General features: G+C 68.4%; 19 protein-coding genes and 1 tRNA gene. 14 read left to right on the forward strand and 6 right to left on the reverse strand.

Annotated features, from left to right (window positions below; translation table 11 throughout):
• Positions 1–43 precede the first annotated feature (43 nt).
• On the reverse strand, positions 44–760 hold the full coding sequence (locus tag MB1_RS12945; protein ID WP_084351683.1) for a GntR family transcriptional regulator: 717 nt from the start codon (positions 758–760) through the stop codon (positions 44–46).
• A gap of 376 nt (positions 761–1136) precedes the next feature.
• Between MB1_RS12945 and MB1_RS12950 the strand changes: the two genes are divergently transcribed.
• Positions 1137–2714 carry a long-chain-fatty-acid--CoA ligase gene (locus MB1_RS12950; protein ID WP_066907685.1) on the forward strand — a complete coding sequence of 526 codons (1578 nt, stop codon included), beginning with the start codon at positions 1137–1139 and terminating at the stop codon, positions 2712–2714.
• Between the two features lie 25 nt (positions 2715–2739).
• On the opposite strand, the gene MB1_RS12955 is transcribed toward MB1_RS12950, so the two are convergent.
• On the reverse strand, positions 2740–3579 hold the full coding sequence (locus tag MB1_RS12955) for a crotonase/enoyl-CoA hydratase family protein (RefSeq protein ID WP_066907688.1): 840 nt from the start codon (positions 3577–3579) through the stop codon (positions 2740–2742).
• Positions 3580–3791: 212 nt separating this feature from the next.
• On the opposite strand from MB1_RS12955, the gene MB1_RS12960 reads away from it, so the two are divergent.
• From MB1_RS12960 to MB1_RS12990, 7 genes are all read left to right on the forward strand, one after another.
• Complete coding sequence (locus MB1_RS12960) at positions 3792–4853, forward strand: hypothetical protein (protein ID WP_218000236.1); 1062 nt, start codon at positions 3792–3794, stop codon at positions 4851–4853.
• Complete coding sequence (locus MB1_RS12965) at positions 4850–6562, forward strand: vWA domain-containing protein (protein ID WP_218000237.1); 1713 nt, start codon at positions 4850–4852, stop codon at positions 6560–6562. The genes MB1_RS12960 and MB1_RS12965 overlap by 4 nt, the downstream gene beginning before the upstream one ends.
• Positions 6555–7154 (forward strand): hypothetical protein, encoded by a 600-nt coding sequence (locus MB1_RS12970; RefSeq protein ID WP_066907694.1) that lies wholly within the window; start codon positions 6555–6557, stop codon positions 7152–7154. The genes MB1_RS12965 and MB1_RS12970 overlap by 8 nt, the downstream gene beginning before the upstream one ends.
• 135 nt (positions 7155–7289) lie before the next feature.
• Positions 7290–8342: an NAD(P)-dependent alcohol dehydrogenase gene (locus MB1_RS12975; RefSeq protein WP_218000238.1), complete on the forward strand. Its 1053-nt coding sequence runs from the start codon at positions 7290–7292 to the stop codon at positions 8340–8342.
• Positions 8343–8522: 180 nt separating this feature from the next.
• Entirely contained in the window at positions 8523–9011 is a 489-nt protein-coding gene (locus MB1_RS12980; protein WP_066907696.1) for an RrF2 family transcriptional regulator, read from the forward strand.
• Between the two features lie 66 nt (positions 9012–9077).
• The gene (locus tag MB1_RS12985; RefSeq protein ID WP_066907699.1) at positions 9078–10271 is read left to right on the forward strand and encodes a globin domain-containing protein; all 1194 of its coding nucleotides are present in this window, start codon (positions 9078–9080) and stop codon (positions 10269–10271) included.
• A 50-nt stretch (positions 10272–10321) separates the two neighbouring features.
• A complete protein-coding gene (locus tag MB1_RS12990; protein WP_066907702.1) occupies positions 10322–10909 on the forward strand; it encodes a sugar O-acetyltransferase in 588 nt (195 codons plus the stop codon).
• A gap of 114 nt (positions 10910–11023) precedes the next feature.
• Here MB1_RS12990 and leuA read toward each other — a convergent pair whose 3' ends face one another.
• Positions 11024–12835 carry a 2-isopropylmalate synthase gene (leuA, locus tag MB1_RS12995; RefSeq protein WP_066907705.1) on the reverse strand — a complete coding sequence of 604 codons (1812 nt, stop codon included), beginning with the start codon at positions 12833–12835 and terminating at the stop codon, positions 11024–11026.
• 290 nt (positions 12836–13125) lie between these two features.
• On the opposite strand from leuA, the gene MB1_RS13000 reads away from it, so the two are divergent.
• The 5 genes from MB1_RS13000 to MB1_RS13020 all read left to right on the forward strand — a co-directional run bounded on the left by MB1_RS13000 (position 13126) and on the right by MB1_RS13020 (position 20476).
• Positions 13126–14391, forward strand: a complete 1266-nt coding sequence (locus MB1_RS13000) for an aspartate kinase (RefSeq protein WP_066907708.1) — start codon at positions 13126–13128, stop codon at positions 14389–14391.
• 5 nt (positions 14392–14396) lie between these two features.
• Positions 14397–15419: an aspartate-semialdehyde dehydrogenase gene (locus MB1_RS13005; protein ID WP_066907711.1), complete on the forward strand. Its 1023-nt coding sequence runs from the start codon at positions 14397–14399 to the stop codon at positions 15417–15419.
• A gap of 26 nt (positions 15420–15445) precedes the next feature.
• The gene (locus tag MB1_RS13010; protein ID WP_066907714.1) at positions 15446–16030 is read left to right on the forward strand and encodes a hypothetical protein; all 585 of its coding nucleotides are present in this window, start codon (positions 15446–15448) and stop codon (positions 16028–16030) included.
• Positions 16031–16344: 314 nt separating this feature from the next.
• Positions 16345–17808, forward strand: coding sequence for a catalase (locus tag MB1_RS13015; RefSeq protein ID WP_066907717.1), 1464 nt, complete (start codon positions 16345–16347; stop codon positions 17806–17808).
• A 436-nt stretch (positions 17809–18244) separates the two neighbouring features.
• Positions 18245–20476 (forward strand): SulP family inorganic anion transporter, encoded by a 2232-nt coding sequence (locus MB1_RS13020; RefSeq protein ID WP_066907719.1) that lies wholly within the window; start codon positions 18245–18247, stop codon positions 20474–20476.
• A 126-nt stretch (positions 20477–20602) separates the two neighbouring features.
• Here MB1_RS13020 and MB1_RS13025 read toward each other — a convergent pair.
• The 3 genes from MB1_RS13025 to MB1_RS13035 all read right to left on the reverse strand — a co-directional run bounded on the left by MB1_RS13025 (position 20603) and on the right by MB1_RS13035 (position 24286).
• A tRNA-Pro gene (locus MB1_RS13025) sits at positions 20603–20676 on the reverse strand.
• Between the two features lie 126 nt (positions 20677–20802).
• Complete coding sequence (locus tag MB1_RS13030; RefSeq protein ID WP_084351684.1) at positions 20803–21798, reverse strand: metallophosphoesterase; 996 nt, start codon at positions 21796–21798, stop codon at positions 20803–20805.
• A gap of 121 nt (positions 21799–21919) precedes the next feature.
• Positions 21920–24286, reverse strand: a complete 2367-nt coding sequence (locus tag MB1_RS13035) for a penicillin-binding protein (protein WP_066908015.1) — start codon at positions 24284–24286, stop codon at positions 21920–21922.
• Between the two features lie 330 nt (positions 24287–24616).
• On the opposite strand from MB1_RS13035, the gene MB1_RS13040 reads away from it, so the two are divergent.
• The gene (locus MB1_RS13040; protein WP_066907721.1) at positions 24617–24934 is read left to right on the forward strand and encodes a WhiB family transcriptional regulator; all 318 of its coding nucleotides are present in this window, start codon (positions 24617–24619) and stop codon (positions 24932–24934) included.
• Positions 24935–25027 lie beyond the last annotated feature (93 nt).

Raw genomic sequence — 25027 nt, forward strand, 5'->3', positions numbered from 1 at the left:
CGAGTCCCCGGGACCCGACCGACGATGGCACCGACGGAGCGGGTCAGTCCCAGAAGCCGCCGGCCTCGAGGTGGACGATCAGTCGTTCGGCGCCGTCGCGGAAATGGGCCCCGGAGATCTCGCCGGCCCGGGCGTGATCGCCCGCGTCGATCGCATCGATCAGATCGCGTAGTGACGCCACCGCCGCGTCGCCCCAGCTGCGATCCGACGAATAGAAACGCACCGGGGTATAGCGCAGGGCGGCGACCAGGAAGCCGCTGAGCTTCGGGGCGTCCGCCAAGCGGTTGATCTCCCGGTGGTATTCGAACTCGACGCGCTCGATCTCGTCGGCGCTGCCGACCTCGACCGCCTTGCCCAGCTGTTCGAGGTAGCCGCCGAGCCGATCGCGCACCGGTGGCGTCATGCGCCGGCTCGCCCGATCCGCGAGCTGCGCGCCGAGCTGGGACTGCAGCCAGAAGACGTCCCGAATATCGCTGCGGGTCAGGTCGGCGACCCGGTATCCCTTGTGCGGGGTCAGCGCGACCATGCCGTCCGACTTGAGCGTCAACAGCGCCTCGCGCACCGGTGTCACACTGACGCCGAGTTCCGCCGCGGTCTCGTCCATGCGGATCGCGGTGCCGGGGCGCAGTCCGCCCGACATGATGCGATCCCGGATCGCGGCGGCGACCACATCGGACAGCTGTTGGCGGGAGACCTTGCCGGTGCCGAGTCGCCCGGAGCCGAGGGAGCTATCGCCTCGGAAGCTCGGGGTCTCGTCCATCGCCAGTGGTCTTCCTGTCGCTCGGGCTCGGGCGAGGTCCGCTCGAGTGATCGGGTGTCGGTGCGGTCGGTGCGGTCGGTGCGGTCGGTGCGGGTGCGCACACCCACCGGTCTCGACTATCGACCCACCATCGTCGTTGTTCGGGTCGCGCGACCCGAACCGGAGAGTGGTTTTCGACACAGTAGCCCTCACATATGCGCTAGGCTATCCATCACACATCACATATATTTGACATTTGAGACCCGAATGATGCGAGGTTCCGTTGTCCGTACCGGTTGCATCCGTCCCCTCTCCGTCCGCCGCCGCGGCGGGTTCGTCGTCCGCTTCCGCGCCCGTCTCGGGGGCCCACTCCGGGTCCGATCAGCCGGCGGAGGTGATGGCGGCCGCGTCCGACGCCGCTCGATTGCTGGTGAGCAATCGCAACCACTGGGTGTCGTGGGTGCTCCACCACGCGACCTCGCGCCCCGATGGCGTCGCCTTCCGCTTCCTCGGCGTCGACACCACCTGGCGAACGCTGTGGGAGCGCACCGAGAAGCTGGCCGACGCGCTGCACCGCCGCGGGGTCCGTCGGGGTGACCGGGTGCTGCTGCTGACGCTCAATCGCACCGAGTTCTTCGAAGCGGTCATCGCGATCAACGCGGTCGGAGCGATCGCCGTACCGGTCAACTTCCGGCTGACCCCACCCGAGATCGCCTACCTGGTCGAGGATTCCGGCGGCACGATCATCTTCACCGAGCCGGTCCTCGCTCCGCTGGTCGCCGCGACCCGGAAGGCGACCGACCGGATCGAGACGGTGATCGTCATGGGCGCGGCGGGCGACGAGACGACCCTCGGGTACGAGGAGCTGATCGCCGAGGACGGGGACGGGCGGCCGTTCGTCGAACTGCCGGAGAGCGATCCGGCGCTGATCCTGTACACCTCCGGCACCACCGGTCGACCCAAGGGCGCCGTGCTGACGCACCTGAACATGGTGGCGCAGTCGGTCACCTGCATTCGCGCTCTCGGCCTCACCGACGAGGACGGGCGAGCGCTGATGGCCGCGCCCAGCTTCCACGTCGCCGCACTGGGTTCCGTGGCGCCGGCGCTGATGATCGGTCATACCGTGGTCATCCACCCGCTCAAGGAGTTCGACCCGGTCGAGGTGGTCGACACCCTCGAGCGGGAGCGGATCACCACCGTGTTCATGGTGCCGGTGCAGTGGCAGGCGGTCTGCGCGGTCCCCGGCATCGCCGATCGGGACTTCGCGCTGCGCAGCCTCTCCTGGGGCGCCGCCCCGGCGACCGACGCGGTGCTCGAGGCGATGGAACGCACCTTCCCGGACGCGCAGATCGTCGCGGTCTTCGGGCAGACCGAGATGTCGCCGATCACCTGCGTGCTCGCCGGCGCCGATTCGCGCCGCAAGCTCGGCTCGATCGGCAAGCCGATCCCCGGCATCAGCGCCCGGGTGGTCGACGTGAACATGAACGACGTCGCGGCCGGCGATGTCGGTGAGATCGTCTACCGCGGGCCGACATTGATGAAGGAATACTGGAACAACCCGATGGCGACCGCTGCGGCGATGGACGGCGGCTGGTTCCACTCCGGCGACCTGGTGCGCGCCGACGACGAGGGCTTCCTCTACGTCGTCGACCGCAAGAAGGACATGATCATCTCCGGCGGGGAGAACATCTACTGCGCCGAGGTCGAGAACGCGATCGCCGGCCACCCCACCATCCGCGAGGTCGCCGTGATCGGTCGCCCCGACGACCGCTGGGGTGAGGTGCCGGTCGCCGTGGTCGCCGGCGACGCCCCGCCGACCCTCGAGGAACTGCGCGAATTCCTCGGCGACACGTTGGCCCGCTACAAGCACCCGGCCGTCGTCGAGTACGTCGACACGTTGCCGCGCAATGCATCCGGCAAAGTCGTCAAGGGTCGGCTGCGGGAGAGCCACGGGGGACCGCTGCCCGGCGCGTGATCCCTCGACCGGGCGGGACGGCCGGTCAGCGGCGCGGCTTCCACACGGGCGTCGCGCGGTCGCGCCCCGCCCGGCGCGCGATGCGGTGGTTCTCGCCGGTCATCAACTTCACCTGCGCGACAAACTCGTTCCACAGCGCCGACCGCGCCGAGACCGCCGACCAGTTCGCGTTGAACAGCTTCTTCGTCGCCGCGACGGCGTCGGGGGAGCGTTCGACGATCTGCCGGGCCAAGCCCTGCGCGGCGGCGAGCGGATCGTCGGCCACCTCGGTGACCAGACCCAGCTCCGCCGCCCGCACGCCGTCGAAGATCTCACCGGTCATCGCCAGGCGCTTGGCGACGTCGATCGGCAGCAACTCGCGCAGCGTCACGGTCCCGGTCATATCGGGGATCAAGCCCCACCGAGCCTCCATGATCGAGAACCGACAGTCGGGCGCGGAGAAGCGGAAGTCCGCGGCGAGCGCGAGTTGCAGGCCACCCCCGTAGCAATGCCCCTCGGTCACCGCGAGCACCGGCACGGGTAGCTCCCGCCACGCCCAACACGCCTGTTGGAACAGATTGGTCTTCTGGACCGGCAGCTTGAACGCCGCGCGGGCCATACCGGTAGGACCCGGCAACGATCCGAAGTCGAGGCCACTGCAGAAGACATCGCCCGCCCCGCGCAGGATCACCGCTCGCACCGACCGATCCGCCGCGATGCGCTTCGGCGTCGAGACCAGCGCCCGCAGCATCGGCATGTCGAGCGCGTTGAGCTTGTCGGGGCGATGGAGCGTCGCGTGGGCGATACCGTCGACCACCTCCACGATGATGCGATCGGTGGGCGCGACGCCCGCAGACGCGGGCGTGATCGAGGGCTCGGTGGTCATGGGATCTCCGTCCAACGTGGGCATCGGCGGTCGACACCAACCAACCGGCGTCGACCGCCGCGCCGGTAACGAGCCCAGACTATCCGGGTTCCCGGCGCGGTCACCGAGTCGGCCGATGCCGGTTGTTGGTGTCCGTGTCAGCCACTTTTCAGTGGATCTTCATCCCGATCGGCTGTGATCGGCCAATGTCGGGTTCGGGAGGAAGACGAGTTTTGGCCGCCGTGCTGGCCGTCGCGCTGCTGGCCGTTGTCGGAGTGATCGTCTACCGCGACCTGTGGTCCGATCGATCCGACGGACCGACCGAGGTGGTCACCGGGGTGATCGGATCGGAGAAGCTGCCCTTCTTCTCCGATCAGCGGGTCCGTGACATCTTCGCGCACAACGGTATCGAGCTGCGGGTCGATCCGGCGGGGTCGCGCCGCATCGCCGAGACCGTTCCCCTCGATCAGTACGACTTCGCCTTCCCGTCCAGCCATCCCGCCGCCGATCGCATCCTGCGGGACCGGCCGGCCGCGCGGACCTATGCACCGTTCTCCTCGCCGATGGCGATCGCGACCTATGCACCGATCGTCGACCTGTTGACCGCCGAGGGCATGGTCGAGCCGGGCGGCACCTTCTTCGATATGCGCCGCTACCTCGACGTGGCGCAGACCGGTGCGCGGTGGGATCAACTGCCGGGAAACACCGCCTTCCCCGCCCGCCGCAACATCCTGTTGTCGACGACGGCGCTCTGCGACTCCAACTCCGCATCGATGTACCTCGCGATCGCCTCCTACGTCGCCAACGGCGACCACGTCGTCTCGGATCCGGCGGGGGTCGATCGGGTGGCCCCGCTGGTGGGTCCGCTGTTCGTCGACCAGGGCTATCAACCGGCAACCACCGAGGTGCTCTTCGAGGACTACCTGTCCTCGGGGATGGGGCGGGTACCGATGGCGCTGGTCTACGAGGCGCAATTCGTCGGGCAGCAGGTCGCAGAGAAGTCGGTCCTGCCGACCGATGCGCGCCTGCTGTACCCGCGGCCCACGGTGTACTCCCGGCACGTCCTGGTGCCGCTGACCTCCGCCGGCGATCGCGTCGGCCAACTCCTGGAAGAGGACCCCGAATTGGCCCGATTGGCCGCAGAACACGGCTTCCGACCCACCCAACCCGGACCGTTCGCGCAGGCGCTGCAGGATGCATCGGTCGCCGCACCGCCCGAGCTGATCGACGTGGTCGAACCGCCGACCTTCGAGACCTCCGAACGTTTCCTCGGTGCTCTCGGATGTGCGGCATGATCCGCCGCGGCGCGGCATCGCACCGCCGAGCGGCGTCCCGGGCCGCGATCCCGACCGGGCTGCCGACGAGGCTGTCGACCGGGCTGCCGGCCGTATTGATGGCGATGCTGATGGTGGTCGTCGGGTGCGGCGCCGTCGACTCGGTGACCGGCAGCGAGGCGTCCTCCGACCTGTCCGGCCCGGAGACGACCCTGCGGGTGTTGGCGGGCAGCGAACTGGTCGCGATGGAACCGGTCCTCGAGGAGGCCGCCCGCGCGACCGGGGTGCGGGTCGACCTCGAGTACACCGGCACCTTGACCGCCGCCCAACGGATCGCCGAGGGCACCGTCGACGGCTCCTACGACGCGTTGTGGTTCTCCTCGAACCGATACCTCGACCTGCGGCCCGAGACCCGCGGCGTGCTCGGCACCTCGGTGGAGATCATGTCGTCCCCGGTGGTGCTCGGACTGCGCCGTTCGGTGGCCGAGCGGCTCGGGTTCATCGATCGGCCGGTCGACTGGGCGCGGATCGCCGCGGCCGCCGGCGCCGGCGAATTCACCTACGGCATGACCGATCCGTCCGCGTCGAACAGCGGCTTCTCGGCGGTCGTGGCGGTCGCGACCGCCCTGGTCGGCTCGGGCGCCGCGCTGACCGAGCAGCAGGCGGCCTCCACCGCGCCGGCGCTGACCGACTTCTTCTCCGCGCAGACCCTGTCGGCGGGGTCGTCGGGCTTCCTGCAGGAGGCGTATATCGGTCGAGCGACCGGCACCGATCCCGGGCCCGCGGTCGACGGGCTGATCAACTACGAGTCGGTGCTGCTGTCGATGAACGCCGCCGGGAACCTGCCCGAACCGCTCGAGCTGATCTACCCCACCGACGGTGTGGTGACGGCCGATTATCCGTTCACCGTGCTCAATTCGGCGTCCGAGCAGACCCGCGACGCCCACCGCCGGCTGACCGAGTACCTGCGCACCACCGATGTCCAGCAACGGATCATGGACACCGGGCACTGGCGGCCCGCGATTCCCGGGGTCCCGCTCGCCGCGGAGTTCGGCACCGCGACGTTGGTCGAACTGCCCTTCCCCACGTCGAGCGCCGTCGTCGATACCCTGCTGACCAGCTGGTTCGACAAGGTGCGCCGCGCATCCCGCACCATCTACGTGCTCGACACCTCCGGGTCGATGGACCGGGACAACCGGATGCCATTGCTGCACAGCGCCCTCGCCCGCCTCGCCGGCGCCGATACATCGCTGGTCGGACAGTTCCGCCGGTTCCGGGGCCGCGAGGAGGTGGTCCTGCTGCCGTTCGCGTCCGCGCCGAAGGAACCGAAGCTGTTCACCGTGCCGCAGGACGATCCGCAGCCGGTGCTCGACCGGATCGCCGCGGAAGGCAATGCGCTGACGGCCGGTGGCGAGACCGCGATCTACACGACGCTGGAGGCGGCCTATGTGCTCGCCGAGATGCAGATCCAGGCCGACCCGGACCGGTTCACCTCGATCGTGTTGATGACCGACGGCGAAAACACCACCGGCGCCGACTTCACCGCCTTCCGGAACGTCTTCGACAACCGTCCGAATGCCGTGCGCGCGGTCCCGGTGTTCCCGGTGCTGTTCGGCGAATCGAATGTCGCGGAGATGGAGGAGTTGGCGGCGGTGACCGGCGGTCGCACCTTCGACGCCCGCGACGGTTCCCTCGACGCGGCGTTCACCGAAATCCGCGGCTATGTCTGATGGACCCGTCACTCGCTGGTTGACCTCGCGCAAGAACCTCGCCGGGATGGCCGGCGCCCTGGCCGGTTCCGGTCTGGCCTTCGTCGGGGTCGAGGCGTGGCCGTTGGCCGCGGCTGCGCTGTACGGGGTCGGCGCACTGCTGGCGCCGTCGGAACGCAAGCAGGCCGACAGCACCCTGACCGACCAGTTGCGGCTGCGGGCAGACCTTCTCGACGACCGGGTACGCCGCGAGACCGATCGCCTCCCGGCCGGGGTGCCGGCCGCCGTGCGCCGGATGACCGCGGCGATCCGGGTGATCCTGGATCGTCTCGACCATCTCGGCGACCAATTGGTCACCCGCACCGGTGATCCGGAACGCCTGGCGGTGGTCGAGGAGATCGTCGGGGGCGACCTGCCGCGCTGTATCGATGCCTACCTCGGGCGCCGGAGCTCCTCCTCGCAGGAGCACGCGGCCAATCAGTTGGCCGCGCAGTTGGGGGTGATCGCCGGTGCGATCGAACGGCTCGCCGCGTCGACGCCGGACGTCGACGTCGAGCGCGCCGAGGACCTCACCCGGGAATTGCGCAGGCGCCACGGCGATCCCGAGCCCTGACGCCACCGATCCGTCCCTTGTACACCGTCCACCCGACCCGGTGATGTCCCAAGTTGGGACAACCGGTCGATCGGGCGAACTGCCAGCATCGGTGTAACACCGGTCACAGTTGTTGGAGGGTTGATCATGAGTCGGATGAAGGCCTTTGTCATGCCGCAGGTCGGATCGACGGCGGTGGTGGACAAACCGATTCCCGAGCCGGGTCCGAACGAGGTGGTCGTGAAGACCACGCACGCGCTGATCTGCACGTCGGATGTGCACACCGTCGGCGGGACGCTTCCGGTCGAACCCGGGGTCACCCTCGGCCACGAGGCGCTCGGCACGGTGCACGCGCTCGGGTCGAACGTCACCGGCTTCGCCGAGGGGCAGCGCGTCGCGGTCAACGCCGTCACCCCGTGCTTCCAGTGTCGCTACTGTCAGACGGGCTACACCAGCCAGTGCGGTGGCCCGCTCGGCGGCTACCAGTACACCGCCCAGCGCGACGGCAATATGGCCGAATACTTCGTGGTCCCGTACGCCAAGGGCAATCTCGCGCCGATCCCGGATGTGGTGAGCAGCGAGGCGGCGGTCTACGCCTGCGACATGCTCTCGACCGGCTTCATGGGCGCCGAACACTGCGAACTGCGGATCGGCGACACCGTGGCGGTCTTCGCGCAGGGCGCGGTCGGGCTGTCCGCGACGCTCGGGGCCCACCTGCTCGGCGCCTCCCGCATCTTCGCGGTCGAGTCGATCCCGGAACGCCAGAAGCTGGCGGAAACCTTCGGCGCCACCGACATCATCGACTTCACCGCCGGCGACCCGGTCCAGCAGATCCTCGAGGCGACCGGCGGCGAGGGTGTCGATGCGGCGATCGAAGCGCTCGGCTCGCCGATCACCTGGGAGGCCTGCCTGCGGGTGATCAAGGCCGGCGGGCGGGTCTCCAATGTCGGCTACCACGGCGAACATCCGGAGCCGCTGCAGGTTCCGCTCGACGCCTTCGGACTCGGCATGGCGGACAAGACGATCCGCTCCGGCCTCTGCCCGGGCGGCAACGACCGCATGCAGCGGATCTTCGCCCTCATCGCCTCGGGTCGCTTCGATCCGACGGTCATGACCACCCATACCTTCGCCTTCGACGACGTCGAGACCGCCTTCGACTACATGGCGAATAAGCGCGACGGCGTCATCAAGCCGCTCATCACCTTCTGACCCGGCGCCTTCCGGCTCCACCTTCCGCTGCCCGGCACCTCCGGCGGTCCGCGATCCGCGGGCCCACCCCGGGGTGTCGGGCAGTGTCGTGCGCCGGCCGCGTCGGTCCCCGAACCGTGTCCCGCGTCACCTTCTCGCGATAATTGGTATCCGAGACTCCAATTATGTTTGACTGAGAACGTGCAGCTCACCAGGTTCACCGATATCGGCCTCCGCATCGTGATGCGGCTGGCCGTCGATCGTGACCCCGCCGCCGGGCCGATCACCTCGCGCCGGCTGGCCGAGGAACTCGAGGTGCCCTATACCCACGTCGCCAAGGTGGTCGGCCGCCTGTGCGAGCTCGGCGTCGTCCACTCTCGTCGGGGGCGCGGCGGCGGGCTGGTCATCACCGAACTGGGATCCACGGCGCGGCTCGGTTGGCTCGCCGGCATCCTCGAGGGCCCCGGTGAGATGGTCGAATGCGAAGGGCCACAGCCCTGCCCGCTGCGCCGCAATTGCCGGCTGCGCGGCGCCCTCGGCCGGGCGCGGCAGGCCTTCTTCGACAGCCTCGATTCCCTGACGGTCGGCGACCTCGTCGCCGAGCCGATGACCGCCGTCCTGCTCAACCTGCGACCGCCCGTCGGTGTCGACTCCCCGGGCGCTCCCTCCGCATCCGGGTCGGCGCCGTGAGCGCGATCCGGTGATCGACAGTCCCGTACGGCGCCGCCCTGCGCCGTCGATACAACAAGGAGAGTCATGATCTCGGAACACACGAAAAACGTTCTGGCCGCCACCCTTCCGGCGGTCGAAGGTGCGCTGCCCGATATCGCCCGCACCTTCTACGGCCGGCTCTTCGCGGCGCACCCCACCCTGCTTCAGGATCTGTTCAATCGCAGCAACCAGAAGACCGAGGACCAGCCCCGGGTCCTCGCCGGCTCGATCGCGCTCTTCGCGCATCTGCAACTCGACCCCGACGCCGCCCGGCGCTCGTTTCTGATCAATCGGATCGCGCACAAGCACGCCTCACTCGGAGTCACCGCCGACCAGTACGCCATCGTGCACGAGCACCTCTTCGCTGCGATCGTCGAGATCCTCGGCGAGGCGGTCACTCCCGAGGTCGCCGAGGCGTGGGACGAACTGTATTGGGAGATGGCAAATCTACTGATCGGCGAGGAATCGGCGCTCTATTCCGCGGCCGGGGTTGCTCCCGGTGACGTCTGGCGAACCGTCGTCGTACAGCAGCGCCGCCAGCTGTCGCCGGACGCGGTCTCCTTCACCCTGGTCGCAACCGGCGGGCAGGATCTGCCGAGCTTTCGTCCGGGCCAATATATCTCGGTGCAGGTACCGCTGGACGACGGCGCCAACCAGATTCGTCAGTACAGCCTGACCGGCCCCACCGGCATCGACGAGTGGCGAATCGGCGTCAAGCGGGACGGCGAGGTGTCGACATATCTGCACGAGCGGGTGTTCGAGGGCGACACCCTGCGCGTGAGTACCCCGTTCGGTGATCTGGCACTACCCGACGACGATGCCCCGCTGGTGCTGGCCTCGGCCGGTATCGGCTGCACCCCGGTGATCGGTCTGCTGAATCATCTGGTGGAGAAGGCAGATTCGCGCTCGATCCAGGTTCTCCATGCCGATCGCTCGCGCAGCCGGCAGCCGCATCGCGGCGAGCTGGCCGAGCTGGTGGCGGCGCTGCCCGATGCGACCCTGCGGCAGTGGTACGAACACGGCGTCGACACCGGCGCCGCCGACGCCGTCCGCATCGGCCGGATGGACCTGTCCGACATCACCATCGATCCGCGTGCGCACGTGATGGTCTGCGGACCGGCCGGCTTCCTCGGCGCGGTTCGCGAGGACCTGCACGGGCTCGGCGTCGCCGAGGACCGCATCCACTACGAGACCTTCGGTCCGGAACTGCTGCGCCTCGGGGCGGCCGGTACCGACTGACCCTCGTGGGGCACATCGCGCCCGCCGGGTCCCGGCCTACGATCGGATCCATGGCGGTTGACTACTTCGCGGGCGACCCCCGCAGCACCCTCGAGCGGATGCAGGCCGGCGACTGGTACGTGGCCGACGGGGAGATGGACGTGGCGGCGCGGCGCGCGGCGGCGCTGGCCGACCGGTACCACCGGGAGACCATCTTCGGCGCCGCCGAAGCGGCAACGACGTTGGCGGAGTTGATCGGCGACCTCGGCGAGGACGTCGTGATCCGCCCGCCGCTGTTCGTCGACTATGGGCAGTACATCTCGATCGGCGCGCGGACGTTCATCAATTTCAACCTCACCGCGCTCGACGTCGCCGCGATCCGCATCGGGGACGACTGCCAGATCGGCCCGAACGTCCAATTGCTGACGCCGATCCACCCGTTGGACCCGCAGCCGCGGCGCGACAAGCTCGAGGCCGCGAAGCCGATCACCATCGGCGACAACGTCTGGCTCGGCGGCGGGGTGACCGTCTGCCCCGGCGTGTCGATCGGCGCGAACAGCATCATCGGCGCCGGATCCGTCGTCACCAAGGACATCCCGGCGAACGTGGTGGCCGTCGGCAACCCGGCCCGGGTCATCCGCCACCTCGACACCCCGTAAACGCGCTCGAGCCGGTACGCCCGACGGGGTACCGGCTCGAGCCAACGCTATTGGGGAGTGTGTCCGCCGGCCGGTGGATGCGGGGCTCCCCACACACCCGTTCCGGCGCGGGGGCTACCGCAGGCCGCGGTTGACGGCAGAGACGACCGCCCGCAGCGAGGCGGTGGTGGTCGACGGGGCGATACCGACACCCCAGACCGAGATCGACTCGCCGTCCGGGCGCAGGACATTCGCCTCGACGTAGGCCGCGGCCTGGGCGTCGTCACCGGCGGACAGCGCGTGCTGGCCGTAATCGAGGACGCCGACCTGGAAGCCGATACCGGCCAGGGCGTCGACAAAGGCGGCGACCGGGCCGTTGCCGGAACCGGTGATCTCCCGCTCGACTCCGTCGACCAGGACCACAGCGGTCACGGTGTCGGTGCCGCCGTCGATCTCGGAGGCGGTGACGCGCTGACGCATCCGCTCCAGCGGGCGGATCGGGTTGAGGTACTCCTCGGCGAAGATGTCCCACATCTCCTTCGGGGTCACCTCGCCACCCTCACCGTCGGTGACCTGCTGGACCGCTCGGGAGAACTCGATCTGCAGTCGGCGTGGCAGCACCAGGCCGTGGTCGGCCTTCATGATGTAGGCGACGCCGCCCTTGCCGGACTGCGAGTTGACCCGGATGACCGCCTCGTAGCTGCGGCCGACGTCCTTCGGATCGATCGGCAGATAGGGCACCTGCCACAGGATGTTCGACTCGTCGTCGTCCGCGGCGTCGGCGTCGATCTTCATCTGATCGAGGCCCTTGTTGATCGCATCCTGGTGGCTGCCCGAGAACGCGGTGTAGACCAGGTCGCCGCCGTAGGGGTGGCGCTCGGGTACCGGCAGCTGGTTGCAGTACTCGACCGTGCGGCGGATCTCGTCGATATCGGTGAAGTCGATCTGCGGGTCGACGCCGCGGCTGAACAGGTTCAGGCCCAGGGTGACCAGGCAGACATTGCCGGTGCGCTCGCCGTTGCCGAACAGGCAGCCCTCGATGCGGTCGGCGCCGGCCTGGAAGCCCAGTTCGGCGGCCGCGACGCCGGTGCCCCGGTCGTTGTGCGGGTGCAGGCTCAGCAGGATCGAGTCGCGGCGCGCCAGGTGGCGGTGCATCCACTCGATCGAGTCGGCATAGACGTTCGGCGTCGCCATCTCGACCGTCGCCGGCAGGTTGATGATCATCGGATGCTGCGGCGTCGGCGCGATCACCTCGGTCACCGCGTCGCAGACCGCGACGGCGTACTCCAGCTCGGTGCCGGTATAGGACTCGGGCGAGTACTCGAAGGACCAGTTGGTGTCCGGGTACTTCGTGGTCTCCTCGAGCACCTTGCGGGCGCCGTCGACGGCGATCCGGGTGATCTCGTCGCGGTCGGCGCGGAAGACGACGCGGCGCTGCAGCACCGAGGTCGAGTTGTAGAAGTGCACGATGACGTTCGCCGCGTCGCGGCAGGCCTCGACGGTGCGCTCGATCAGCTCGGGCCGGCACTGGGTCAGCACCTGGATCGTCACGTCGTCCGGGATGACGTTGTCCTCGATGATCTCGCGGACGAAGTCGAAGTCGGTCTGGCTGGCGGCCGGGAAGCCCACCTCGATCTGCTTGTAACCCATCCGCACCAGCAGGTCGAACATGCGGCGCTTGCGGGCCGGGCTCATCGGGTCGATCAGCGCCTGGTTGCCGTCGCGCAGGTCGACCGCACACCACAGCGGGGCCCGATCGATCACCCGGTCCGGCCAGGTGCGGTCGGGCAGCGAGATCGTCTCGACCTCCTCGGCGAAGGAGCGGTACCGGTGGACCGGCATCGAGGAGTTCTTCTGGGTATTCCAGACGGGCTGATCGGCGGGGGCCGGCCGAGAGGGTGTGGCGATGGTGCGCGACGTCGAGGTGAATGCGTCAGCGGGAGTCATGACGGAGGCTCTTTCGAGGTTCGGTATTCAATGGTCAACCGGCACGCGGAATCACCCGCGACGGGCTGCCGGTTATCTGGTCAGAACCCGCCGCGGCGCCGAAGGAGCCGCGACACCGTGAGCATGCCTCAGAACTCTACTCCCCGAGTTGGGGTCGACCCGAATCGAGTCCGCACCCGGCGCCTCCCCACCCGGGGGCGAACGCGCCGTCGCCACCGGCCGGCGGGCTCGGTAAGCTGGTCAATTGTGTGCCGCGACCCATGCGGCCCGACAGTCCGAAAGGGGCAGTGGTGGCTCTCGTCGTCCAGAAGTACGGCGGATCCTCGGTGGCCACGGCGGAGCGCGTGAAGCGGGTGGCCGAGCGGATCGTGGCGACCAAGCGAGCCGGCAACGATGTGGTCGTCGTGGTGTCGGCCATGGGTGACACCACCGATGATCTGCTCGACCTCGCCGGGCAGGTCTGCGATATCCCGCCGGCGCGCGAGCTCGACATGCTGCTGACCGCGGGCGAGCGGATCTCCAACGCCCTGGTCGCCATGGCGATCTCCGGTCTCGGCGAGGACGCGCAGTCGTTCACCGGCTCGCAGGCCGGCGTGATCACCACCGAGGCCCACGGCAACGCGAAGATCATCGACGTGACCCCGGGCCGGGTTCGCAAGGCGCTCGACGACGGCAAGATCGTGCTGGTCGCCGGCTTCCAGGGCGTCAGCCAGACCTCTAAAGACGTCACCACCCTCGGTCGCGGCGGTTCCGACACCACCGCGGTTGCGCTGGCCGCCGCGCTGAAGGCCGACGTCTGCGAGATCTACACCGACGTCGACGGCGTCTTCTCCGCCGACCCTCGCAAGGTGCCGAACGCCCGGCGCCTCGAGACCGTCTCCTTCGAGGAGATGCTCGAGATGGCGGCCTGCGGCGCAAAGGTGCTCATGCTGCGCTGCGTCGAATACGCGCGCCGCTACAACGTTCCCGTGCACGTGCGCTCGTCGTATACCGACAAGCCCGGCACGATCGTCACCGGATCGATGGAGGACATCCCGATGGAAGAGGCCCTGCTCACCGGCGTCGCGCACGACCGGGGCGAAGCGAAGGTGACCGTGACCGGTCTGCCCGACGTCCCCGGCTACGCGGCCAAGGTCTTCCGCGCGATCGCCGACGTCGACATCAACATCGACATGGTCCTGCAGAACATCTCCAAGGTCGAGACCGGCAAGACCGACATCACCTTCACCCTGCCGCAGGCCGACGGCCCCAAGGCGGTCCGCCGGCTGACCGAGCTGCAGAAGGAAATCGGTTTCACCGAACTGCTCTACGACGAGCACATCGGCAAGGTCTCCCTGGTCGGCGCGGGTATGCGCAGCCATCCGGGCGTCACCGCGACGTTCTGTGAGGCGCTGGCCGGCGCCGGCATCAACATCGAACTGATCTCCACCTCGGAGATCCGCATCTCGGTGCTCTGCCACGAGGACGACCTGAACAAGGCCGTCGTCGCCCTGCACGAAGCGTTCAACCTCGGCAGCGACGAGGAAGCCGTCGTCTACGCCGGTACCGGGAGGTAATCGACATGGTCTCCATCGGAGTGGTCGGCGCGACCGGCCAGGTCGGCGAGGTGATGCGCAGCATCCTCGCCCAGCGCAAGTTCCCGGTCGACACCATCCGGTTCTTCGCCTCCTCGCGCTCGGCGGGCAAGACCTTGCCCTGGGGTGACGAGCAGATCGTCATCGAGGACGCCGAGACCGCCGACCCGACCGGGCTCGACGTCGCGCTGTTCTCCGCGGGCGCGACGATGTCGCGGGTGCAGGCGCCGCGGTTCGCCGCCGCCGGCGTCACCGTCATCGACAACTCCTCCGCCTGGCGCGGCGACCCGGACGTCCCGCTGATCGTCAGCGAGGTCAACGGGCAGCTGGCGAAGACCCCGCCGAAGGGCATCATCGCCAACCCGAACTGCACCACGATGGCCGCGATGCCGGTGCTCAAGCCGCTGCACGATCGTGCGGGCCTGCGCCGACTGGTCGTGTCGAGCTACCAGGCTGTCTCCGGCAGCGGGCTCGCCGGCGTCCAGGAGCTCGCCGGTCAGGTGCGCGCGGTGATCGGCGACGCCGAGAAGCTCGTCCACGACGGCGGTGCGGTCGCCTTCCCCGAGCCGGTCAAGTACGTCGCACCGATCGCGTTCAACGTGCTGCCGCTCGCCGGATCGCTGCTCGACGACGGCTCCGGCGAGACCGACGAGGACCGCAAGCTGCGCAACGAGTCGCGCAAGATCCTCGACATCCCCGGCCTGCTGGTCAGCGGCACCTGCGTGCGGGTTCCGGTGTTCACCGGGCACGCGCTGTCAATCAACGCCGAGTTCGATCGGCCGCTGTCGCCGCAGGAGGCGACCGAGATCCTCGCGTCGGCGTCCGGTGTGCGGCTGACCGACGTGCCGACCCCCTTGGAGGCGGCGGGCAGCGACGAGTCGCTGGTCGGCCGGATCCGCGCGGACTTCTCCGCGCCCGAGGGGCACGGCCTGGCTCTCTTCGTCGCGGGTGACAACCTGCGCAAGGGCGCCGCGCTCAACACCGTCCAGATCGCCGAACTGCTCGTCTGATCGGCTCGGACGAGCGAGGTCACCGGGTGACGACGGGGACACCGCGCCCCGTCGCGCCGCGGTGGTGGCGACTGCTGGTGCGGCGGGTCATCCCGATCGCCGTGGCGGTGCTGTTCCTGGTTCTGCTCGTAGCGAGCTTGCCGCTCTATCCGAGCCTGATCGTCGTGGTTCTGGCGCTGCTGCCGCTGCTCGGCCTCGGTCTGATCTGGTGTGTCCTGGTCGGCGTACAGGTGTGGAAGTACCGCTGGGACAACGGCGCGTTGATCGCTCCGGCGGTCGGACTGATCATGGTGGCCGCGATCGCGAGCGGCGCGATGCCCCGCCTCGGCTGGGAGGTCTCGAAGGGCGCCCTGACCGCCACCGCGCAATCCTGCGCTCCGACGTCCGATACGCAGTGGCGCGGCGTCTACCCCGTGCGGTCGGTCGATCGCGACGACGACGGCTGCCTGCTCTACATGGACACCACCTTCCTGGGGCCCGCCGGGATCGCCTACCGGCCGGAGGGAGTCGATCGCCTCGGCCTGCCGCCCGGAGAGGGGCAGATCGGATACACCGAGATGCCGGTCGGCCCCACCGATGGACCGTGGTACCAGTTCGAATTCGGCTGGTAGCGGCGCACTCGCCGGCGGGATCGGTGGGTCCCGCGGGGTCCCGGCGGCCGGCCGAGGTTAGGGCGTCATATCTTGACGTCTCCGAGTTCCGGACGATACTCGGATGTGGATGCACCACCGGTGGGCCGCGGTTCGAGCCGAATCGGACGTCGGCCCCGGATGGTGTGTTCCAGCCCGTGTGATGCGCGACTATCCGTGTATCGCAAGACTTTTACGCAATTGAGCACGACGTGACGCCGGACCCGGTGGATCGGTCGTCGGACGCGCGTCGACCCCTCCCGCGCCGAACCCGGCCCGTCGGGAGGAGGCAGTGCATGTCCGATCCGAAGCCGACGACCAACAACTCCGGAATCCCGGTGCCGAGCGATTCGGAATCCTTGACCAGCGGAGTCAACGGACCGGTCCTGCTGCACGACCACTACCTGGTCGAGAAGTTGGCCCAGTTCAACCGGGAACGCGTACCGGAACGCGTGGTTCACGCCAAGGGCGCGGGGGCGTTCGGCACCCTCGAGATCACCGAGGACATCTCGCGGTATACCAAGGTGGCCGCCCTGCAGAAGGGGGTGACCACCGAGGCGCTCGCCCGCTTCTCGACGGTCGCCGGCGAACAGGGCAGCCCCGACACCTGGCGCGATCCGCGCGGATTCGCGCTGAAGTTCTACACCTCCGAAGGTAACTGGGACCTGGTCGGCAACAACACCCCGATCTTCTTCATCCAGGACTCGATCAAATTCCCCGACTTCATTCGGAGCCAGAAGCGCTTGCCGCAGTCGGGATTACGCGATCACAACATGCAGTGGGACTTCTGGACGCTCAGTCCGGAGTCGGCACACCAGGTCACCTGGCTGATGGGGGACCGCGGCCTCCCGAAGACGTACCGCCATATGGACGGATTCGGCTCCCATACCTACCAGTTCTACCGGTCCGATACCGACCGCTGCTGGGTGAAGTTCCACTTCAAGACCGATCAGGGCATCGAATTCCTCACGCAGGATCAGGCGGACGAACTGGCCGGTTCCGCCCCGGATGTCCACCGCAAAGACCTCTTCGACGCGATCGAGCGCGGTGACTTTCCGAGCTGGACCCTGTACGTCCAGATCATGCCGTACGAGGACGCGCTGACCTATCGCTTCAATCCTTTCGACCTGACCAAGGTGTGGTCCCAGAAGGACTATCCGCTGATCAAGGTGGGAAAACTGACGCTCGACAGGAATCCCGAGAATTTCTTCGCCCAGATCGAACAGGCCGCATTCGAGCCGTCGAATCTGGTCCCCGGTATCGCCGCAAGCCCCGACAAGATGCTCCTGGGGCGCATCTTCTCCTACGCGGACGCACATCGCTATCGCATCGGTACGAATTATGCCCAGTTGCCGGTGAACACTCCGAAGGCGCCGGTGAATTCCTACGCCAAGGAGGGGTCGATGACCTATCGATACAACCCGCCGAATACGCCGGTATACGCGCCGAACAGCTATGGAGGACCCGCGGCGGATACCGCCAGGTACGGGTACGACGGCTCCTGGGGCGGCTTCGAACCCCGATTCGAGCGCGCGGGTGTCGAGCGGCATCGCGATGACGGCGACTTCGTGCAGGCGGGCACCCTGGTGCGCGACGTCCTGGACGACGCCGCGCGGGAACGATTGGCGAACAACATCATCGGCCACGTCCTCGACGGTGTGCGGGAGCCGGTCCTGAGCAGGGTGTTCGAGTACTGGCATCAGGTGGATCCGGATCTCGGCAAGCGGGTGGAGGAGGGGGTCACCGCGGCGCGCGACTGATCGTGGAGCCCGCTCGGCGGGCCCGCCCACAAAGGGGACATACCTTCGCGAGGTATGTCCCCTTTGTCGCGCTCAGCCGGTTGGTCGGGAGATATGTGATCGATAACATTCGACCGTAGCCGGTGCGGCGGGGTCATAGGTGAAATCGCCACCGCTAGCAGGTTGGTAACGGTCCGGTAAATACGCTGAAGATGATCTTGGTCACAGAGTGGATAAACAGAACGTTTCGGGATGCCGGCAATAGCCCGGGCGCGCTGTATGACAAGACTGCTCGAATAATTCCGTTGATGGCATATCGGCACGAACTGGTGTAATTCTTGGACCGGATTCCTTTCGTGTGGATTGTGCAGATGCTCGAATATTCCCGACGATGTTTCGAGGAGTTACCGTGCCCGATGCCGTCTCACCAACACCACTGCAGGACCGTCCCGTCGATATGCCGGCGCCCGAGGGCGCCGCCGGTCCCGGACGTGACCTGCGCTCCGACCTCGCTGCCAGCCTGGTGGTCTTTCTGGTAGCGGTGCCGCTGTCCCTGGGTATCGCCGTCGCCTCCGGGGCGCCGATTCAGGCCGGGCTGATCGCCGCCGTCGTCGGCGGTATCGTCGCCGGCTTCCTGGGGGGATCACCGCTGCAGGTATCCGGCCCCGCCGCGGGACTGACCGTGGTGGTCGCTGCGCTGGTCGCCGAATTCGGTTGGCAGGTAACCTGCTTCATCACCGTCCTCGCAGGGCTGGTGCAGATCGTGTTGTCCGCCTCGCGGGTCGCCCGGTGGGCACTGGCGATCTCGCCGGTCGTGGTCCACGCGATGCTCGCCGGCATCGGCGTCACGATCGTGCTGCAGCAGCTGCACGTCCTGCTCGGTGACAACGCCCGAAGTTCGGCGTGGGCCAACCTGATCGGGCTGCCGACCTCGCTGCAGCAGATCAGCGTCGCCGACACGATGGTCGGGCTCGGGGTGGTCGCGATCATGGTGGCCTGGAAGCGGACCCCGGCGCGGGTGCGCCGCATCCCCGGTCCGCTGGTCGCGGTGGTCGCGGTGACCGCCCTGTCGATCCCGCTGGGTACCGAGGTGCGACGGATCGCTCTGGACGGCAACATCATCGATGCGATCGCGCTGCCCGAGGTGCCGGACGGGGCCTGGGGTTCGGTCGCCCTCGGTGTGCTGACCGTCGCCCTGATCGCCGGCGTGGAGTCGCTGCTGTCCGCCGTCGCGGTCGATCGGATGAGCCCGGGCCGCCGCACCAATCTCGACCGGGAACTGTTCGGGCAGGGCGCCGCCAATATGACCTCCGGTGCCCTCGGTGGCCTGCCGGTCACCGGTGTGATCGTGCGCAGCGCCACCAACGTCGAATCCGGTGCCACCAGCCGCGCCTCCGCGATCCTGCACGGAGTCTGGGTGCTGCTGTTCGCCCTGGTGGGTGTCGCCGCGCTGGAGGAGATTCCGTTGGCCGCGCTGGCCGGCCTGTTGGTGATGATCGGGATCGGGTTGATCAAGAAGCAGGACGTCACCCTCGCCCGGCGCACGGGCGATCTGATCGTCTACGTGGTCACCCTGGTCGCGGTGGTCTTCCTCAACCTTCTCGAGGGCGTCGCGATCGGTCTGGCGCTGGCGGTGGTCATCCTGCTGTGGCGGGTGGTGCGCGCCGGTGTCGACCTGCATCGCGTCCGCGACGATCTGTGGACGGTGTCGATCCACGGATCCTGTTCGTTCCTGTCCCTACCCCGGCTCGACAGCCAACTCGCCCGCATCCCGGCCGGGGCGCACGCGATCGTCGAGGTCGACGTCGACTACCTCGACCATCCGACCACGGCGGCGCTGCATGCCTGGCAGAGCGCACACGAGGCGGCCGGCGGCACGGTGACCGTCCGGGAGAAGGGCGAGTCCCGCCTCGCCCGCAGCCGCGATATCCGGCCCAGCCGTACCGTGCGACCCGGTACCGACGATTCGGCGCAGCGCTGGCGGGACCGGCAGACCGAGGCCGCGCACGCCCGACTACCGCAGCCGCTGCGCCGGCATCGCTCGCTGACGCACATCTTCGCCGGCATCGACCAGTTCCACCGGGGCCGGGCGGAGGACCTGCAGCGCAGCCTGGCGCCACTGGCGCAGACGCAGGACCCGGACACGATGTTCATCACCTGCGCCGACTCCCGGGTCGTGCCGAACGTGATCACCAGCAGCGGCCCGGGCGATCTGTTCACCGTCCGCAATGTCGGCAACCTGGTCCCCTCGCCCGAACACCGCGACGGTGACCGTTCGGTCGAGGCGGCCCTGGAGTTCGCGGTGTCCACCCTCGGGGTGACGTCGTTGATCGTATGCGGGCACTCGAACTGCGGCGCGATGAAGGGGCTGCTGGCCGACGAGCCGCTCGACGGCCCGGTCGGCGAGTGGCTGCGGCACGGCGACCAGGCGGTCGCGCTGCTGCGTTCCGGGCATCCGGTAGGGCGACAGGCGGCCGCCGCCGGCTTCGGCGAGGCCGACCAACTGGCGCTGATCAACGTCGCGCTGCAGGTGCAGCGGCTCGGCCGGCATCCGGTGGTCGGCCAGGCCGCGGCGGACGGGCGGCTGTCGATCGCCGGGCTCTTCTTCGACGTCGGCCGGGCCCGGATGCTGCACGTGCGCGCCACGGAGATCGACGACCTCGCCGAGAACGCGGATCCGACGGGATAGCCGGCTGCAGGGACGTCGGACGCTTCCGGATACACGGACGTCCCGGATATACGGACGTCCCGGATATACGGAGAGGGTCCGTTCGGTAGTACCGAACGGACCCTCTCCTGCTATCTCGACCTAGCGTCGGGGTGGCGGGATTCGAACCCACGACCTCTTCGTCCCGAACGAAGCGCGCTACCAAGCTGCGCCACACCCCGCTTGCTGCCCGTCGTAGCGTACAGCAGCTATGCCCCGGACGTTAAACCGGCTGGTCAGAGCGCCGTAGCGGGCCATTTCCGGGCCCATGGGCGGGGACCCACCGGTGGCGACGAGGCTGTCGACGCTCAGACCGTCGCGGTGGTGCGCGGCACGCGAATAAGCTGCGAGGCGCGGGCGTTGCCGGGAGCGATCGGCTCGAGGGTGATCAGGCTGGCTTCCGGACGGCAGCAGAATCGGGCCGGGGCCCAGGGGCTGGTGCCGAGTCCCGCGGAGACGTGCAGGAGGGTGTGCTCGCCCCACTGCGAGAGTCCCTTCGCCCGGCTGCGGTCCAACTCGCAGTTGGTGATCACGGGCCCGTAGAAGGGCACACAGAGCTGTCCACCATGGGTATGCCCGGCCAGGACGAGTTCGTAGCCGTCGCGGGCGAACTGATCGAGGATGCGGGGCTCGGGCGAGTGGGTCAGCCCGATGGTCAGCGCCTCGGGATCGGCCGGTCCGGCGATCGTCGGGTAGCGGTCGCGGCCGATATGCGGATCGTCGACACCGGCGATCGCGATGTGGTGGTCACCGATGGTGAAGGTGCGGTGCGAGTGGGTGGCGTCGAGCCAGCCCTGCTCGGTGAACGCCGCCCGCAGGTCCTGCCAGGGCAGCGCCTCCCCGCGCGGCTTCTTGGGCACGGTGCGGGTCAGATAGGTCAGTGGATTCTTCGGAACCGGCGCGAAGTAGTCGTTCGATCCGAACACGAAGGCGCCCGGACGATTCAGCAGCGGTCCGAGCGATTGCACCACGGAGGGAACGGCCTTGGGGTGCGAGAGATTGTCGCCGGTATTGATCACCAGATCCGGCTCCAGCGAATCGAGACTGCGCAGGAAGTGCTGCTTGAGTCGCTGACTCGGCGTCATGTGCAGATCGGAGATGTGCAGGATGCGCAGCGGTGTCGTGCCCGGCGGGAGCATCGTCAAGGTCAGCGTGCGCAGCGTGAAGGCGTTGCGCTCGATCAGGGTCGCATAACCGATTCCGGCGGCTGTGAGAGCCGCACCGGTCAGCGCCGCGGTGGCCACATTGCCCAGAGTGGACGATGAGCCGGAGGTCGATCGGACGGGCAGGGCTGTACGGCTCATTCCTCGACAATACGCAACGGTGCGCCGTTCGCCGCATTTCGCGGCGCCGACCGACTGCGCCACACCCGCACCGATATGGCGCCGGCATCGGGCGGCGCCATATCGGCGGAGTCTGCGCGCGTCAGGGCTGGCCGGGGGTCGCCGGGGTCGCGTTGTCGCCGGCGGCCGGGGTGTCGAGCTCCGGCAGGTCGATCGCGGGCGGGTTGCTGTCCGGTTCGGCCGGCGGCGGCGGCGCGGTCTGCACCGATCCATCGCTGACGTAGATGGTGATCGCCGAGCCGGGCACGGCGGAACCGGCCGGCGACGAGGAGAGCACCGTGCCGCGCGAGGCGGCGGCCGCGGTGGTCGACGGGGACACCGTGAAGCCCGCGGCCTCGAGGCGCTGGGTGGCCGCCGACTGCGACATACCCGCCACGTCCGGCACCTGCGCCTGCTGCGAGCCGCGCACGTACCGGTCGTCGATCGGCGGCAGTGAGATGTCACCGAAGGTGGTTCCGATCGACTGCATCGCGCCGTACCAGGTTCGGGCCGGCTCGTTGCCGCCGTAGAGGTTGCCGCTCGAGCAGGGCCGGATCGGGAAGGAGCAGATCTGGCCGGGCGTCGGGGAATCGCCGTAGGTGTAGACCGCGCCCGCGAGGCGGTTGGTGAAGCCGAGGAAGCCGGAGGACATATTCGACTCGGTGGTACCGGTCTTACCGGAGACCGGGTAGGTCCAGCCGACGCTGCCGGCCGCGCCTGCGGCGGTACCGCCGGCCAGGTCGTCCCTCGACATCGCATTGGCCAGAGTGTTGGCCAGGCCCGGGTCGACGACCTGCTCGCAGGCCTGTTGGGTCAGCGAGACGGGGTTGCCGTTGCGGTCGAAGATCGAATCGATCGGCGACGGCGGGCACCAGCGGCCGCCCGAGGCGAGCGTCGCGGCGACGTTCGACAGCTCCAGGGGGTTGACCCAGGTGGGGCCGAGGGTGAACGAACCGAGGTTCGCGGCCTTCTGGTAGTCGGCCATCGACTGCTCGCCGAAGCCGGAGGTATTGGGCTGGGCATAGGACCGCAGGCCCAGACGGACCGCCATGTCGACCGTCGGGGTGACGCCGACCTGCTGGATCAGCTGGACGAAGGGGGTATTCGGCGACTGCGCCAGCGCGTCGGGGACCGACAGCGACGCCGGGTAGTTGCCGACGTTCTCGACGCAGTAGACCCCGGACGGGCAGTTGCGGGCGCCACCGTCACCGAGCCCGCGAACCTCGACGCGACGCGGAACCTGCAGGATGGCGCTGGTGCCGAGGCCGCGTTCCATCGCCGCGGCGACGGTGAAGACCTTGAAGATCGAGCCCGCGCCGTGGCCGGAGAGGGCGTAGGGCTGCGGCTGGACGGTCTGGTTGGCGTCACCGTCGAGGCCGTAGGTGCGGCTCGACGCCATCGCCATCACCCGGTGCGAGTCCTGGCCGGGGGCGATCACGTTCATCACGGTGGCGACGTCGTCGACCGTCGGGCTGGTGTTGCGCACCAGAGACGCCTTGACCGAGTCCTGGACACGCGGGTCGAGGGTGGTGCGGATCAGGTAGCCACCCTGGTTGACCTGTTCGCGGCTGATGCCCGCCTCGGCGAGGTACTGCATGGCGTAGTCGCAGAAGAAGCCGCGGTCACCGGAAGCGATGCAGCCCTGCGGCAGTCCCTGCGGCTCCGGCAGCACGCCGAGCGGCAGGTCCTTGGCGGCGCGGATCTCGTCCGCGCGGGCCGGGATGTTCTGGATCATCGTGTCGAGCACGGTATTGCGACGCTCGAGGACACCCTCGGGGTTGGTGTACGGGTTGAGCGCCGAACTCGACTGCACCATGCCGGCGAGCATCGCCGACTGGGTGAGCGAGAGGTCCTTGGCGTCGACGCCGAAGTAGGTGCGGGCGGCGTCCTGGATGCCGTAGGAGGAGTTGCCGAAGGGCACCAGGTTGAGATAGCGGGTGAGGATCTCGTCCTTGGTCAGCTTGTCGTCGAGCGTCAGCGCCATCCGGATCTCGCGGATCTTTCGCGCGGGGGTTGTCTCGATCGCGGCGCGGCGTTCGGCGTCGGTCTTGGCGACCACCAGCAGCTGGTAGTTCTTCACATACTGCTGGTCGATCGTCGAAGCGCCCTGCTGGACCGAGCCGCTGGTGGTGTTGGTCAGCAGCGCGCGGATGGTGCCCTGCCAGTCGACGCCGTCGTGGTCGGCGAAGCGGCGATCCTCGATCGAGACGATCGCGAGCTTCATGTCATTGGAGATCTGATCGCTCGGCACCTCGAATCGGCGCTGGTCGTAGAGCCAGGCGATCGGATTGCCGTCGGCGTCGACCATCGTCGAGACCGCGGGGACGGTGCCCTCGATCAGCTCGGCGGAGACGTTGTCGACCGTGTCGGCCGCACGATTGGAGGCCAGTCCGAAGCCGCCCGCCGCCGGAAAGAGGACACCTGCCAGAACTACACCGGCAAGCGCGGAGCAGCCCGCCAGCTTCCCGATAGTCTTTGCGATCGACACTCGGACAGCCTACGTGCTTCCACCGGCGGCCTCCGGTGCCGGTTGTGCGGGACCTCTCGGACCAACCGCTTTGTTGCGATTTGGTCAACGTTTGCACGCCCGTACCAAAAAAACCGTTGCCGATCTTGCGGCTCGCGGCGTCGTTCCTTTAGATTGACCTACGGCAGGTGTGATTCACATAACAGTGCAGTGCAAAAGTGGGGCGGCGCTCACAGCAGTGTGATTGTCGCTTCCCTGCGCGGCCCGAGCTGTGAGGTCACGCGCGGGCGGCTGGTGGACCTCGGTCTCCCGGTCGAGGTGAAAGGGTGATGCATGCGGATGACAACCTCAGCGAAGAGCGTTGCACAGGCAGAAGCCAGGATCGCGTGGGTCTCGGACGCGAGATGCCGTGGAGTTGATCCCGATCAGCTTTTCGTGCGGGGAGCTGCGCAGCGCAAGGCGGCCACGATCTGTCGTCACTGTCCGGTTCTCATGGAGTGCGGGGCGGATGCGCTCGACAATCGTGTCGAGTTCGGGGTGTGGGGCGGTATGACGGAGCGCCAGCGGCGAGCGCTGCTGAAGCAGTATCCGGATGTCGAGTCGTGGGCCGATTTCTTCGAGGCCCGGCGCCGACATCAGAACGTGAGCTGACCGTTCGATCGTGACGTCGACCCGCCTGCCGCGGGTCGACGTCCTTGTCTGTCGGGCCGATGGTATCCGAGACGGCGGGTACCGGACAATGGT

It is taken from the genome of Millisia brevis NBRC 105863 (assembly GCF_001552615.1).
In the GTDB taxonomy this organism is placed as follows: Bacteria; Actinomycetota; Actinomycetes; order Mycobacteriales; family Mycobacteriaceae; genus Millisia; species Millisia brevis.